Genomic DNA, 14,165 nt, shown 5'->3' with positions numbered 1-14,165 from the left:
TCGCGCTTTGCGGCCGGCTCGCGGAACGCGTGTCGCAAAGCGCCAACAAAATGAGAGTCGCCCGGCGCCTACCACGCCAGCGACATTGCCACCTCGCCGGGCATCCCGCCGGGAAAACTTATGATTTCCGCACGGAGCTTGTACCCCAGGGGGCGTAGCTCCGTATCGTAGAATTCATACGCATCTTTTGCGAAACCCGTAAGCGTCGTCGGCCATTCCGGATCGGCAATGTTGATGCGGCGGCCGCCGTCACTGCAGTAGCTCGACGGGAACGTGATGACCTGCAGATGATGCTGGCCGTTTTGAGCGGCAATTCGAATGGCATTGTTGACGCGATCAATCGCCAGGGCTTTTTCTGCGACTTTGCGCGACATGAACGCCTCGCGCAGCTCCTTGTCTTGCTGCACTTTCTTTTTCTTGAGGTCTCGCTCTCGATTGTATTCTTCCGTTTCCGCATCGAGCGAAATCATCTTCAGGTCTTCGGGTCGCAAGAGCCCAGGCATTGCTTTTCTCCTTGGATCTTTTCAATTCCCCCGACTTCAATGGCGTTTCGAACATCCGGCGCTTTTTGGATTCATGCTCGTGATACCGAGCGCTTCTTTGACTGAGAACGTCAACAAATATGCGGCAACTCACGAAAAGATCAGCCTGCATACTATGTTTGTTCAGGATATTCCGACGCCGAAGAAAATCAACAATGGAAAACGGGGCAGCATACGGATCGCCAGCGCGCTGCATGAAACTTTTAACGCCAATCTACCATCGCGCACTTGACGGCAATCAAGGACTTCGCAACGGCACAGCACACCTATTGCAGCAAAATTTAAGCGGCGTACCCTATTTTGGAGCGCATGCTCAGTCTCCATACGGGGCCTTGAATGACCGTTGACCCCACGGCGACACGAAGCCCGACCCAACGCCAGATCTTGCGCCCCCAAATGGCAGGTAATCGCGGCGCAGCGGAGCGTTGGCTTCCGGGCCTGAATACGCTTAAGCACTATCAGCCGAGCTGGATAAAGCATGATGTCGTTGCGGGCTTGGTTCTTGCGACGATGCTTGTACCGGCGGGGATCGCATATGCAGTCGCATCTGGTTTGCCGGGGATTTACGGTCTCTACGCGACGATTGTGCCGTTGATCGTCTATGCCCTTTTTGGTCCGAGCCGCATCCTCGTTCTTGGTCCGGATTCATCCCTTGCTGCCGTCATCCTCGCTGTAGTGTTGCCCCTCTCGGGCGGCGATCCAATGCGGGCAGTCGCGCTCGCAGGAGCAATGGCGATCGTATCCGGCGTCGTCTGCGTCGCGGCAGGTCTTGCGAAGTTAGGCTTCGTCACCGAACTTTTGTCGAAGCCCATCCGCTATGGCTACATGAACGGCATCGCCCTGACGGTATTGCTGAGCCAAGTGCCGAAGCTGCTCGGATTTTCGATTGAAAGCCAGGGCCCCCTGCGCGACATCGTTGCGATCGGTAATGGTGTTACCAGCGGCAAGACGAATTGGACCGCGTTCGCGATCGGCGCCGCAACGTTGGCTGTCATCCTGCTTCTCAAGCGCTGCAAGGTTGTCCCGGGCATCTTGATAGCAGTCATTGGGGCGACCGCCGTCGTCGGCATGCTGGGTCTGGCGAAGAGTGCCGGCGTTTCAGTCCTCGGGCCGCTACCCGAGGGTTTGCCGTCGTTTAGCATTCCCTGGATTTATTCGACAGATTTCGCGACGGTCCTGTCGGGTGGCCTCGCCGTGGCCTTGATCTCCTTCGCTGACACGAGCGTTCTTTCGCGGGCATACGCTGCCCGAACGAGGACATATGTCGATCCGAACCAAGAACTTGTCGGATTAGGCGCGGCCAATCTCGCGGCGGGATTTTTTCAGGGCTTTCCGATCAGCAGCAGCTCATCGCGGACCCCCGTCGCGGAGGCCGCGGGCGCAATGACCCAGATGACGGGCATCACTGGCGCGCTGGCAGTTGCCTTACTTATCATCGCCGCACCCAACTTATTGCAGAACTTGCCCACGAGCGCGCTTGCGGCCGTCGTCATAGCTTCGGCAATCGGGCTGTTTGAAATTCAAGACCTGAAGCGCATCTATCGGATGCAGAAGTGGGAATTCTGGCTTTCTATCGTATGCTTCGCCGGCGTCGCCGTGTTTGGCGCAATTCAGGGCATCGCGCTCGCGGTCATCATCGCCCTCGGGCAATTCCTCTGGGATGCATGGCGGCCTCATTATGCGGTTCTCGGCCGCGCCGAAGGCATCAAAGGCTATCACGACATCAGCCGATATCCCGATGCGCGCCGCATTCCGGGTCTTGTGCTTTTCCGTTGGGACGCGCCTCTTTTTTTTGCGAACGCAGAACTGTTCCAGGATTGCGTGATCACGGCGGTTGAAACCGCGCCAACGCCAGCGCGATGGGTTGTCGTCGCCTCCGAACCTATAACGAATGTCGACGTCACCGCAGCCGACACGGTGGCGGAACTCGACCGCACGCTGCAGAAAGCGGGAATCGCGCTGTGCTTTGCCGAATTGAAAGACCCGGTAAAAGATAAGTTGAAGCGCTTTGGTCTGGCGAAACAACTCGGCGAACAAGCGTTTTTTCCGACGATCGGCGCAGCCGTCAGCGCCTATCTGAAAGAAATCCCAGTCGATTGGGTCGACTGGGAAGATAGGCTGCCATAGCGCGCGCGGCATCAGGAGTAAGCGATGTGGAATTGGCTGCTGTGCTTCGCCCCTGTCGCTGTGGCGCTTGAGTATCTTGCTCCAAATCAGCACACATATATATTTCTCGCGTCTGCCCTCGCCATTCTACCGTTAGCAGCCTGGCTCGGACGAGCGACAGAACAACTCGCAGACCGCGCCGGCGAGGGTGTGGGCGGCCTGCTCAATGCGACTTTCGGCAACGCCGCGGAACTGATCATCGCCCTCGCAGCGTTGCGCGCCGGATTGCACGATATCGTAAAAGCCACCATCGTCGGCTCGATCGTCGGCAACATTCTTCTCGTGCTCGGTGCCGCCATGCTGGCCGGCGGTTTGCGCCATCATGAGCAGCGCTTCAACGCTGCGGGAGCGCGAGCGCAAGCGACCATGCTGACACTGGCGGCGATAGCGCTCGTCATTCCCGCTGCTTACGGCGCGCTTGTCGGTGAACGCTATAGCGGAGGCGAGAGCACACTGAGCATCGCTATTTCTATTGTGCTTCTCGTTCTCTATGGGCTGTTTCTCATATTTTCCGTGCGGACTCACCCCAACTTCTTTCTGGCCTTGACCACATCAAATAACAGCGAACATAGAAAAAACTGGCCACTCGGCCAGGCGATTGGCGTTCTTGCCGCGTGTACCGCGGCAATTGCGTGGCTCAGCGAAATCCTGGTCGGTGCGATCGAGCCAACGGCACATGCGTTCGGTTTCAGCGATCTCTTCGTCGGCGTGTTCGTCGTTGCCATTCTCGGCAATGCTGCCGAGCACGCGACTGCGGTGACGGCCGCGTTGAAGGACCGAATGGATCTCAGCCTATCGATTGCCATTGGGTCGAGCGTTCAGGTCGCGTTGTTTGTCGCTCCCGTCCTGGTTCTTTTAAGCTTTTTCGTCGGCCCATCCCCTATGAACTTGCTGTTTGGCAAGGGCTTGGTGCTCGCGGTGTTCCTCGCAGTCGTCGCAACAGGACAAGTTGCCGGAGACGGCCGGTCGGATTGGTTGAAGGGCGTTCAACTTTTGGCCGTCTACTTCATACTGGGGATCGCTTTCTTCCTGACTCCGCAAGTCTAGTTTGCGCTCCCGCAGTGTTCAGTCGTTCGCATCGCAATAACGAATTTACCCAAACAGACCGTGTTCGGATCTTTCTAACGCACGCAATATCGGCAACAGTGGGCACTACATTGCATTAAGGACGGCGGGGCACGCGGTTTGCTGAGGCAATGACATGGAAGACAGTAAGAGCGCTGACGCTCCCACCTTGGAAAGCGAACGCCCCCGCAATCACTTCAAGCTGAAACGCAAGGATTATGAGCGCGAACTGAAGCGTCTGCATACCGAGCTCGTCAAACTGCAGGAATGGGTTCGCCACGAGCAGAAAAAAGTTTGCATCGTGTTCGAAGGCAGGGACGGTGCCGGGAAGGGCGGCACGATAAAAGCCATTACGGCGCGTGTCAGTCCGCGCGTGTTTCGCGTCGTTGCGCTTCCGGCTCCGACTGAACGCGAAAAATCTCAAATGTATATTCAGCGCTATCTGCCCCATCTTCCGGCGGGCGGCGAGATCGTGATCTTCGATCGCAGCTGGTACAATCGCGCAGGCGTCGAGCGCGTCATGGGTTTCTGCTCGGAAAAGCAGGTCGAACGCTTTCTCAGAATCGTGCCTTCGGTCGAGAAGGCCATCATCGATTCCGGCGTCATCCTGGTCAAATACTGGCTCGAGGTCAGTCCCGATGAGCAAACGCGTCGCCTTGAGGCGCGCATCGACGATGGCCGCAAGATCTGGAAGCTCTCGAATATGGATCTGAAGTCCTATACCCGCTGGGACGACTATACGCACGCGCGCGACGAGATGTTTTCAGCCTCCGACACAGCATGGGCGCCCTGGTATGTGGCGTACTCGGACGACAAGCGGAAGGCACGGCTCAATATCATCGAGCACCTTCTCAGTCTCATTCCGTATGAGGACATCAAGCGCGACAGGATCAAGCTGCCGAAAAGGGAAGTCAGCAAACCCAAGAAGCATAACGCCCCCGCGTTCAAGCTCGTCCCTGAACCGCATTGACGACATGAACCAGGAGGCCGAAATGCGCCTTGCTTCGTTCGCCATCCTTGCGCTCTTCATTGCACCGCCTCTGGCACTCGCTCAACAGGCTGAGGCGCCAAAAATTTCCGTCGGCGTCGTTCGTGCCGATCTTAAGCCGATCTCCAATGCTCTCGATTTCGTCGGCCGAGTGGAGGCGATCGAACGGGTTGACGTCCGCGCCCGGGTCACGGGCTTTCTAGACGCCATCGAATTCAAGGAAGGCGAGATGGTCTCCGCTGGCGCTCCGCTCTTTCGAATAGAAGACGGCCTCTTCAAAGCGGCCGTCAGCGAAGCGCAAGGCGCATTGGAGCGCAGCAAATCCGCGAAAGTGCTGACCGAGGTCCAGCTCGATCGCGCAAAAGATCTGCTTGAACGCAACGTCGGCACCGCTGTCGCCCGCGATCAGGCTCTTGCCGCGGATGAGCAAGCCAAAGGCACGATACTCATCAACGAAGCCAACTTGCAGACGGCAAAGATCAACCTCGGATATACCGTTATTACTGCTCCGATAGCAGGAAAGGTCGGGCGGTCGACTATCACTAAAGGCAATGTCGTCGGTCCGGACACCGGGCCGCTGACCGTTATCGTTAGCCAGGACCCGATGTACGTGACATTTCCCGTCAGCCAGCGGGAATTTCTGCGTCTTCAACAAAGTGGCAAAGCTCTGGATGTAACGAAACTTAAGGCGACGCTGCGGTTCGCGGATCTGAGCACTTACAATCAAATCGGCACCATCAATTTCGTCGACGTCACGGTCAACCGATCGACCGATACCGTTCTTGTGCGCGCGAGTTTCCCCAATCCGAATGGTGCTTTGATCGACGGGCAATTCGTGCGCGTTGGCGTCGAGACTGGAACGCCCCAAGATAAAGTCGTCGTTCCGCAAGCTGCGCTCATTGCCGATCAGGAGGGCATTTACGTCTTCGTCGTCGATGATGGAAAAGCAGCGGTTCGCAGGATCAAAACCGGTGGAGATTTCGGAAACGGCGTCGTCGTCGAAGATGGCCTTTCCGCAGGCGAACAGGTCATCGTCGAAGGATTGCAGGGGGTTCGACCTGGAGCGCCGGTGATCGCAACGCCCGTGCCGTCCACGACGGATCGGAGCTGATCAATGCTCTCTGCCATTTTCGTCGACCGCCCGAGGCTCGCAATCGTCATCGCCATCGTCACGACGATTGCGGGTGCGCTAGCACTCTACGCAATTCCCCTGGCACAATACCCGGACATTGTTCCCCCGCAGGTGCAGGTTACGACGACCTATCCCGGTGCGAATTCCGCGGTCGTCGATGCGACCGTCGCGCAGCCCATCGAGGCGCAGGTCGTCGGCGTTGACAAGATGATCTACATGAAGAGCGTCAGCGGCGACGATGGCAGCTATACGCTCATCTGCTCCTTCGAACTCGGCACAAATCCTGACATTAACACCGTCAACGTCAACAACAGAGTCCAGGTCGCATTGTCGAGCCTGCCGCCCGAAGTGCAACGACAGGGCGTATCGGTGAAAAAGAAATCGTCAGCGTTGCTGGGCGTCATCGCGCTTTACTCGCCGAAGCACACGCACGATCCGCTCTTTCTCTCCAATTACGTGACGATCAACCTTCTGGATCAAATCAAAAGCACGCCAGGTGTTGGCGACGCGACGTTGTGGGGACCGCAAGACTACGCCATGCGCGCCTGGATCCGGACCGACCGGCTCACAGGGCTTAACCTCACAACGGGTGACATTATCAGCGCGATCCAAGCGCAGAACATTCAAGCCGCCGTGGGACGCATCGGCGCGCGCCCGATATCGAACGAGCAGCAGCTCCAGCTCAATCTTCAAACCAAGGGCCGTCTCAATACCGTCTCAGATTTCGAAAAGATCGTGCTGCGGACAAATCCCGACGGCTCCATTCTACGCCTCGGCGATGTTGCGCGCCTCGAACTCGGCGCCGCCAATCTCGACCGCGAAACGCTTTTCAACGGCGGTCCTGCCGCCGTCATCGCGATCTATCAGGTCCCCGGTGCCAACGCCATTGCGACGCTGAAAGAGGTCAAGGCCAAACTCGAGGCTGCAGAGAAGCGGTTCCCGAAGGGCCTCGCTTGGAAGGTAACCTACGATCCAACAGAGTTCGTCACCGACACCATTCACGAAGTTCAAAAGACGCTCATAGAAGCTTTCATTCTCGTCGTTATCGTTGTCTATCTCTTCCTCGGCAGCGTTCGCGCGACGTTGATCCCGACGCTCGCCGTGCCGGTCAGCCTCATCGGCACTTTCGTCGGACTGCTCGCCATCGGCTATTCGGCGAATACGGTATCACTGCTCGCAATCGTTCTGGCGATCGGCATCGTGGTCGACGACGCCATCGTCGTGGTCGAAAATGTCGAGCGCGTCATGGAGGAGCGACCGGAGCTATCTCCAGCAGAGGCGACCAAACTCGCCATGCAAGAAATTACCGCGCCGATCATTGCCATTACCCTCGTCCTTCTTTCCGTGTTCGTGCCGGTCGCATTCATTCCCGGGATTTCGGGAGAGCTGTTTCGTCAGTTCGCCGTTACGATCGCAGTGTCGATGTTCCTCTCCGCCGTCAACGCCCTTACGCTTTCGCCGGCTCTGTGCGGCATTTTTCTGAAACCGCATCATGGGCCGCGCAGAGGATTGATCGGCATCGTCATGAGAAGCATCGATTACATTCGGGATGCGTACGGCGCCGCAGTGGCGCGGATGCTTCGGTTCTCGTTGGCCGGCCTTGCTCTCGTGGCGATCTCGGGCGTCGGAATTTACGCACTGTCAAAAGTGACGCCGACCGGCTTCCTGCCGGAAGACGATCAGGGCGCGCTATTCGTTATCGCGCAGCTTCCCGGAGGCGCATCCGTCGTGCGCACCACCAATGTCGTGAAGCAGGCCGAAAAAATTTTGCAAAGTGAGTCCGCCGTTCAGGATGTTACGTCCGTCATCGGCCTCAATTTCATCGATAACTATTCCCAGGCCAACGGCGCGTTCATGGTTGTGACGCTGAAACCTTTTGCAGAGAGGAAGGACCGCTCGCAAGGTGTCAATGCATTGATCGCGCGGTTGGGGCCAAAATTCCGCGAGATCGTGGGCGGAATTGTCGTACCGTTGGCGCCGCCGCCGATCATCGGTCTCGGGTCGGGTGGCGGTTTCGCATACGTTCTGAAAGATCTCCGCGGCGGCGATCCAAAAGCCTTGGCACAGGTATTACGAGGGCTTCTCGTTGCCGCCAACCAGGACCCGAAGCTCTCGCGCGTCTTCAGCACGTATTCCGCCACGAACCCGTCGATCTACCTCGATATCGATCGCGATAAAGTTCAAGTCCAGGGCGTAAAACTGAGCGACGTCTTTCAAGACCTACAGGCATCCCTTGGCGGCTACTTCGTCAATAACATGAACCTTTTCGGCCGAACGTGGCAGGTCCAGGTGCAGGCCGACGCTGCCGATCGCACGAGCGTGGACGATATCTTTCGGATCAATGTGCGAAACGACAAAGGCGAGATGATTTCGTTGCGTAGCTTGGTGGAAGTGCGACCCGTCATCGGTCCATCCGCGATCATTCGCTATAACAATCTCCGCGCGGTGACCATTCAAGGCAGCCCGGCGGCTGGTGTGTCCTCCGGTCAAGCTCTCAACTCGATGGAAGCCGTCGCCGCACGCACTCTGCCTGACGGATACGCGGGGGAATGGACCGATACGGCTTTCCAGGAAAAGCGCGCCGAAGGCAAGACGGCGATCATCTTGGGATTTGCCTTGCTCTTCGCCTATCTGTTCCTCGTCGCACTCTATGAGAGCTGGACCATTCCGGTCCCCGTTCTGTTATCGGTCAGCGTCGGCGTGTTCGGCGCATTCGCGGCCATCGTGTTGGGCGGCCTGACTCTCGACCTTTATGGCCAAATCGGCATGGTCGTGCTGATCGGTCTCGCGGCGAAGAACGGCATTCTCATTGTCGAATTTGCCAAAGAGCAGCGTGAGCGCGGTATCGAATTGCATGAAGCAGCGACCGAAGGCAGCCGATTGCGGTTCCGGCCGGTGATGATGACGTCATTCGCTTTCATCCTCGGATTGCTGCCGCTTGTCATTGCCGTTGGAGCTGCCGAACTCGCGCGCCGGAATGTCGGCACGCCAGTATTCGGCGGAATGATTTTCGCATCGTTCATCGGGATTTTCGCGATCCCGTCACTATACGTGACGTTCCAGGCGCTTCGCGAACGCTTGAGACCATCCGTCAGGCGGCGGGCGAACGCTATATCTGGCAGCCAGAGCCCTACGGCATCGAAAAGCTAAGCATCGCCACGAAGCTTGGTTGTCGCCAACCGACATTTCCGAGCCCACGCGCATGGCGGCCGTCTCCCTGCTGGGGACTTGCTGTGCGCCATCAAAAGACGCCGACGAAAGACAGATCCCGCCCCCTCGCACTCAGCGACAATACGCAGCCGGTGCTGTCACGGTCCGTACGCAAAACCCTGCAAGTGATGCGCGATTGACTCCCTCTCCGTTCCGAGACAGGGTCGGAGCTAGAGGAGCCGTCATTAGCACATGCGCTATTCGCTGGTTATTTTCGATCTCGACGGCACCCTCGCCGACAGCTTCCCCTGGTTCATCGGTAGTCTGAACGACGTGGCGGATGCGTTCCGCCTGCGCCGCGTCAGCGAAGACGAGATCGAACCGCTGCGCCGTGCCGATGTCCCCGAAATTCTGAAACACCTCGGCGTACCGCGCTGGAAACTGCCGATGATCGCCCGCTACATGCGCAAGCTGAAATCGACGCAGCTCGACACCATCTCGCTTTTTCCCGGCGCAGACGACATGCTGCGCACGCTGAAGAGCGGAGGCGTCACGCTGACGCTGGTCTCATCCGACAACGAAGAGAATGCGAAAGTCGTTCTCGGCCCCGAGAACACCGCCCTCTTCTCGGATTACAATTGCAGCGCGGCCCTCTTCGGCAAGTCCGGAAAATTCCGCCGCGTGATGAAACGCGCGGGTGTCGCCCCGCATCAGGTTCTGGCGATCGGCGATGAAGCCCGCGACCTTAATGCCGCCCGCGCTGCCGGCATCGACTTCGCCGCCGTGACCTGGGGCTACACCGCGCCCGAAAAGCTACGCACACTCCAACCAGATATGATGTTCGAGCGTATCGAGGACATCGGTGCGCACCTGCTCACAAACTAGACCAATCACGGCAGGCACCGAGAGAACTCGCATAAAAAAGAGCCGGACGGGCGCCCGGCTCTTCCACAAAAACGCAGTCGATCATTGCGACGCAAGCGTCTCTTATGGGCACATCCAAACCGGTCCGATGATCACACAACCGCGCGAACGCCAGTTCCACGGACGGCGATGATAGCGATGCCAACCACGATAGCGATTGTGCCGCCAGTGACTCCGATGGTGCCAATTGTTGTGGCGATAATGGCGATTGCGTTTCCAGTGTCCGCGTTTATGCCGAACAAGCTCAACGCCGCTCTGTGCTTTTCCGATGCCGGCAAGGCTAGTCGATGCAGGCGCGGCTGACACTGCCGTGCCGCCGATGGCCGTTCCGATTGCCATTAAACAAATAAGTGCGAGACGTTTCATCCCGAGGTCTCTCCTTCGGTTTGATTGCGAATGACGCAGCTTGACACCCACCAAGCCGCTGCGATTGCACGGCGATACAGAGATACTCGCCGCATACGTTTTGAAACGATCTCAGAGGAAATATCCGCCGCAATAAAGCAGCGAAAAACTGCGTATTTTCGCGTCAAAAGCCGATATTTTCAGCGCTGTGGGCGGAACTTTTTTGGGGGACGTGCTTATAGGCCCCGGCAGACGCCAGTTGGCTCCAACAACGATTTAAGAAAATTGTCCCCGCCTTTTGCAAAGGCGCGCAAGGCGTCGCAGGATTGTCTACCCGCTCGCCTCACGCGTTTTGAGATTCTATCGTCAGCGATCAGTAACCGTAAACGCCAACGCCACCAGGGCCGACATAAACGCTCACGCCACCGGGGCCGTCATCATAGTCGTCATAGCCATCATCATAGTAGCGATAGCGTCCGCGCCAACCGTAGTCGTCGTTGTTACCGTAACGGCGAAGATGCTCGCGGTCGCTGCGATTGAGATAGCGGCCCTGGCGCTCTTTGGCGCGGGCGCCTTCGACACCACTAATGGAATCCGCGTGCGCAATAGGCGCCGCGAACGCCGCGATGGAAACCGCGCCGATGATAGCGACAAATGTCCTCTTCATCGAAGTCCTCCATGTCCTGGGCGCGCTGGCTTTTTTTTTGCGCGCCCTAACTACAAAGGCCAACGCGCCCACATGCGGGGCTGTTCCACACCGATCGGCGACCGAAGGCCACGGCGGCCTTCTGCTTACGGATGCAGCGTTAAAAAAAGCCGTCTAGTTACCTTTTTCCTTGGCTTTCAGGCTATTGAGGTAGGCGATGATCCACCCAATCTGGTCCGGATCGAAGCTGAACTCGGGCATATCGGGATGACCCGACATAATGCCTTCCGCCAGCGATTCCTCGAGATCCTCAACAGGATAGCGATTGACGATATCGCGAAACGGCGGCGCTTGAGCGTGCGGGCTCTTTTCCGTCAATCCCAGCGCATGACAACGCGCGCAGTTCTTTTGCAGGATCGCCAAGCCCTTAGCCGCCTCTTGCTCATCCGCGCTTGCGCTTGCGCCGCTCGACACTACAAAGACGAAGCCCAGCGCCAGCATCAATGCACGACAATCCGCACTCAAATAAATCATCTCTGCCCACCCGGCCAATTTGCGCTTCGTCAATTCATGACCTAGCGCACCGATGTCACAATCGTATTGATTTCGAACAATGGATTTTGAGGGGCAAGATGACGGCGAAATCGGCGATACGTACGACGCGAACTTTTGCGACTAAAGCTTTGGCATTTGCGGTCATTGCGTTTGGCTGTACGGCTCCGCTGTCGATTTCAGCTTTGGCACAGCAGATGGATGCGCCGCCGAACTTGAAAGAAGAGCCCGGCAAAGCGGAATCTAAACATCCCGACATCGAGAACGGAAACAATCTCGCGCGCAAGCTGTGCACGTCCTGTCATTTGATTGGAGAACCGGCGAACGCTCCGGTCCCTAGCGATGTTCCGACGTTTGCCGGTATCGCCAATCAACCGGGACAAACACTGGACCATCTCGCTACGTGGCTTACGCGGCCACACCCGCCGATGCCCAATCTTAATTTGACGCGCATCGAGATCCGAGATCTCACCGGCTACATCATGTCACTTCGAACCGAGAAATAAGAGAACATGGACGGAGGAGAAGCCGCATGCATCAGTTGCATTCCAAAACGATGCGAGGGCTCGCCACGGCTGCAATGCTCGCCGCAGTCTCAACGCCATCGGCTGTCGACAGCCAGGAGATCGGCGACGCGCGACAGGGATACAATTTCGCCGCGAAGCACTGCACTGAGTGTCATGCGATAGACTTCGGAAATCCGAAATCACCCAATGCCGATGCCCCCTCTTTCACGAGTGTCGCTCAAACGTCTGGCATGAGCGGACGTGCACTCGCTGTGTGGCTGGACACATCTCATCCCACGATGCCGAATTTCGTACTGCATGCGGACGACCGTAACGACGTTATCGCCTACATCATGAGTCTGAAAAATCGTCCGCCGCCTAAATAGAGATAGGGCAGCGAAATACTATGTCTACATTCGGTGAGGCGTGTCGGCGCAGCGCACCTCATCACGCCCGCGCAAGACCGCGAACAAGGCTGAAACGCGAATAGATCAAGTACGCCGTGATAAAGGCAAACCACGACATGATCGTAAGCCAATCGTGCCATGCCTGCTTCTCGCTGGATATCGTCATCCACACGCCGAGAATGCAGAACGAAAGCATGGCAATCCACGAGGCAATAATCTGAACGCGCAGTGCCCATCGGACGCCGGTTTCTTTGTCTGCAGTCAATACATAGCCGCGCCCTGTTCGAGCAAAGGGAAATAGCACGGTGTCGCCAGACGCATCTTTGGCAAAATGCCGATCCAAACAAAGACGATCGAAAAATCGTGTTATTGCAATCATCTGCATTCAAAAACCATGTCGCCAAACTGAGGTACTGAAACCGTCGGCGAATTAGAGTTGTACCATCCACCCGGTAAGTACGTCGGCGGCCAAAAATTTAACGGCAGCTCAACCAAATCCGTCACGAACAGCCGGCCGTTGAGACACTCCGTCCTGAAACGGGCTATGTTTCACCGAAAGCTGGAGTGCCCTGATGCGTATGCCGTTCGTCTTTCTTGCTGCCTCCCTTCTGTTTGCAGTAACCGCCCGTGCCGAAACTTCACTCGATGCGCTGCTTGACCCGATCCGTACAAAATATGCACTCCCGTCGCTCGCGGCAGCGGTCGTTAAAGATGGAAAGCTCGTAGCAGTTGGCGCGGTAGGCGTGCGTGTGGCGGAGACGACAATTCCGGTCACGATCGATGACCGCTATCACCTCGGATCCGACACCAAGGCCATGACCGCAACCCTCGCGGCGATGATGGTAGAAGAAGGCAAACTGAGTTGGAATTCGACCATTGGAGAGGTTCTGGGCTCCGATCTTCCCAATCTCAAGCCGAAGTTCGCTGCCATCACGCTGAAAGAGTTGCTCTCGCATACGAGCGGCATACCGACTGACAATGAAGAAATCGGCAAACTTTATTTCAGCGCTGACGCCTACGAGCACACGCTCAAGGACTGGCGTCTACACATGATCGACGCCTGGGGTTCGAAGCACGACCCGAGCTTTCCGGCATCCGGCAAGTTTCAATATTCGAACCTCGGCTACATCACCGCCGGAGCGATGATCGAAAAAGCGGCGGGCAAACCTTGGGAGCGTCTGATGTACGAGCGGATTTACGAACCGCTCGGACTGTCGACGGCGGGCCTCGGCGCTCAAGCAACATTTGGCCTCTACGACGCGCCGGTCGGCCATCGCATCGAGGCCGATGGCGAGATCACACCGATGGCATGGGGCGAAAGCGCAGATCTGCCGGCTTCTCTCGGTCCAGCCGGGCTGGCACATATGAGCATCAAGGACTTCGCGACCTGGGCTGGATGGATTGCAGGCGGCGGCAAGCGCGGCCCGGCCCTGGTGACACCCGAGACGCTGAAAATCTTGGAGGCGCCGGCCGTCACGATGGAGATAAAGAATCCAAAGCCCGGCACGCCGAAATCTGGAGCCTACGCGCTCGGCTGGGGACTTTCAAAATTCGACTGGACGGAAAAACCGATCCTCACGCACAATGGCTCTAACGGTCTGAACTTTGCGTCCATCGCAGTCGACCCAGATCACGATCTCGCCATCGTGGTGACGAGCAATATCGGCGGCCAGAAAGTGGACGAGGCCACGCTGGAAGTCATGAAAACACTGTACAAAGAATTCGAGAAATAGCGATCCGCA

14 protein-coding genes are annotated in these 14,165 nt (G+C 57.4%); 10 read left to right on the top strand and 4 right to left on the bottom strand.

Annotation, left to right across the window (positions count from 1 at the left end; translation table 11 throughout):
• Positions 1 to 68 precede the first annotated feature (68 nt).
• Positions 69 to 503 carry a hypothetical protein gene (locus tag HYP802_RS0109185; protein ID WP_024275606.1) on the bottom strand — a complete coding sequence of 145 codons (435 nt, stop codon included), beginning with the start codon at positions 501 to 503 and terminating at the stop codon, positions 69 to 71.
• Positions 504 to 600: 97 nt separating this feature from the next.
• Here HYP802_RS0109185 and HYP802_RS0109180 point away from each other — a divergent pair, with 97 nt between their 5' ends.
• The 7 genes from HYP802_RS0109180 (at position 601) to HYP802_RS0109150 (ending at position 9,928) form a co-directional block, all read left to right on the top strand.
• Entirely contained in the window at positions 601 to 774 is a 174-nt protein-coding gene (locus tag HYP802_RS0109180; RefSeq protein WP_155831195.1) for a hypothetical protein, read from the top strand.
• A gap of 104 nt (positions 775 to 878) precedes the next feature.
• Positions 879 to 2,669: a sulfate permease gene (sulP, locus tag HYP802_RS0109175; RefSeq protein ID WP_024275604.1), complete on the top strand. Its 1,791-nt coding sequence runs from the start codon at positions 879 to 881 to the stop codon at positions 2,667 to 2,669.
• 24 nt (positions 2,670 to 2,693) lie between these two features.
• The gene (cax, locus tag HYP802_RS0109170) at positions 2,694 to 3,755 is read left to right on the top strand and encodes a calcium/proton exchanger (RefSeq protein WP_013946968.1); all 1,062 of its coding nucleotides are present in this window, start codon (positions 2,694 to 2,696) and stop codon (positions 3,753 to 3,755) included.
• Between the two features lie 154 nt (positions 3,756 to 3,909).
• Positions 3,910 to 4,743 (top strand): polyphosphate kinase 2, encoded by an 834-nt coding sequence (gene ppk2 / locus HYP802_RS0109165; RefSeq protein ID WP_013946967.1) that lies wholly within the window; start codon positions 3,910 to 3,912, stop codon positions 4,741 to 4,743.
• A 22-nt stretch (positions 4,744 to 4,765) separates the two neighbouring features.
• Entirely contained in the window at positions 4,766 to 5,872 is a 1,107-nt protein-coding gene (locus tag HYP802_RS0109160; RefSeq protein ID WP_024275603.1) for an efflux RND transporter periplasmic adaptor subunit, read from the top strand.
• A gap of 3 nt (positions 5,873 to 5,875) precedes the next feature.
• A complete protein-coding gene (locus tag HYP802_RS0109155) occupies positions 5,876 to 9,043 on the top strand; it encodes a multidrug efflux RND transporter permease subunit (RefSeq protein WP_013946965.1) in 3,168 nt (1,055 codons plus the stop codon).
• A 252-nt stretch (positions 9,044 to 9,295) separates the two neighbouring features.
• The gene (locus HYP802_RS0109150) at positions 9,296 to 9,928 is read left to right on the top strand and encodes an HAD hydrolase-like protein (RefSeq protein WP_013946964.1); all 633 of its coding nucleotides are present in this window, start codon (positions 9,296 to 9,298) and stop codon (positions 9,926 to 9,928) included.
• Between the two features lie 757 nt (positions 9,929 to 10,685).
• Here HYP802_RS0109150 and HYP802_RS0109140 read toward each other — a convergent pair.
• Together HYP802_RS0109140 and HYP802_RS0109135 are read right to left on the bottom strand one after the other, a co-directional pair.
• Positions 10,686 to 10,979 carry a hypothetical protein gene (locus tag HYP802_RS0109140; protein ID WP_013946962.1) on the bottom strand — a complete coding sequence of 98 codons (294 nt, stop codon included), beginning with the start codon at positions 10,977 to 10,979 and terminating at the stop codon, positions 10,686 to 10,688.
• Positions 10,980 to 11,132: 153 nt separating this feature from the next.
• Positions 11,133 to 11,492, bottom strand: coding sequence for a c-type cytochrome (locus HYP802_RS0109135; RefSeq protein ID WP_013946961.1), 360 nt, complete (start codon positions 11,490 to 11,492; stop codon positions 11,133 to 11,135).
• A 98-nt stretch (positions 11,493 to 11,590) separates the two neighbouring features.
• Between HYP802_RS0109135 and HYP802_RS0109130 the strand changes: the two genes are divergently transcribed.
• Positions 11,591 to 12,016, top strand: a complete 426-nt coding sequence (locus HYP802_RS0109130) for a hypothetical protein (RefSeq protein ID WP_013946960.1) — start codon at positions 11,591 to 11,593, stop codon at positions 12,014 to 12,016.
• A gap of 26 nt (positions 12,017 to 12,042) precedes the next feature.
• Complete coding sequence (locus HYP802_RS0109125) at positions 12,043 to 12,402, top strand: cytochrome c (RefSeq protein ID WP_013946959.1); 360 nt, start codon at positions 12,043 to 12,045, stop codon at positions 12,400 to 12,402.
• A 61-nt stretch (positions 12,403 to 12,463) separates the two neighbouring features.
• On the opposite strand, the gene HYP802_RS0109120 is transcribed toward HYP802_RS0109125, so the two are convergent.
• Positions 12,464 to 12,808: a hypothetical protein gene (locus HYP802_RS0109120; protein ID WP_024275601.1), complete on the bottom strand. Its 345-nt coding sequence runs from the start codon at positions 12,806 to 12,808 to the stop codon at positions 12,464 to 12,466.
• A gap of 187 nt (positions 12,809 to 12,995) precedes the next feature.
• Between HYP802_RS0109120 and HYP802_RS0109115 the strand changes: the two genes are divergently transcribed.
• Positions 12,996 to 14,156 (top strand): serine hydrolase domain-containing protein, encoded by a 1,161-nt coding sequence (locus tag HYP802_RS0109115; protein WP_013946957.1) that lies wholly within the window; start codon positions 12,996 to 12,998, stop codon positions 14,154 to 14,156.
• Positions 14,157 to 14,165: the final 9 nt, after the last annotated feature.

Origin of the sequence: Hyphomicrobium sp. 802, from assembly GCF_000526135.1 — a bacterium.
GTDB lineage: Bacteria > Pseudomonadota > Alphaproteobacteria > Rhizobiales > Hyphomicrobiaceae > Hyphomicrobium_B.
The sequence above is the reverse complement of the archived record's forward strand: the minus strand, read 5'-3'. Positions and strand labels throughout refer to the sequence as shown.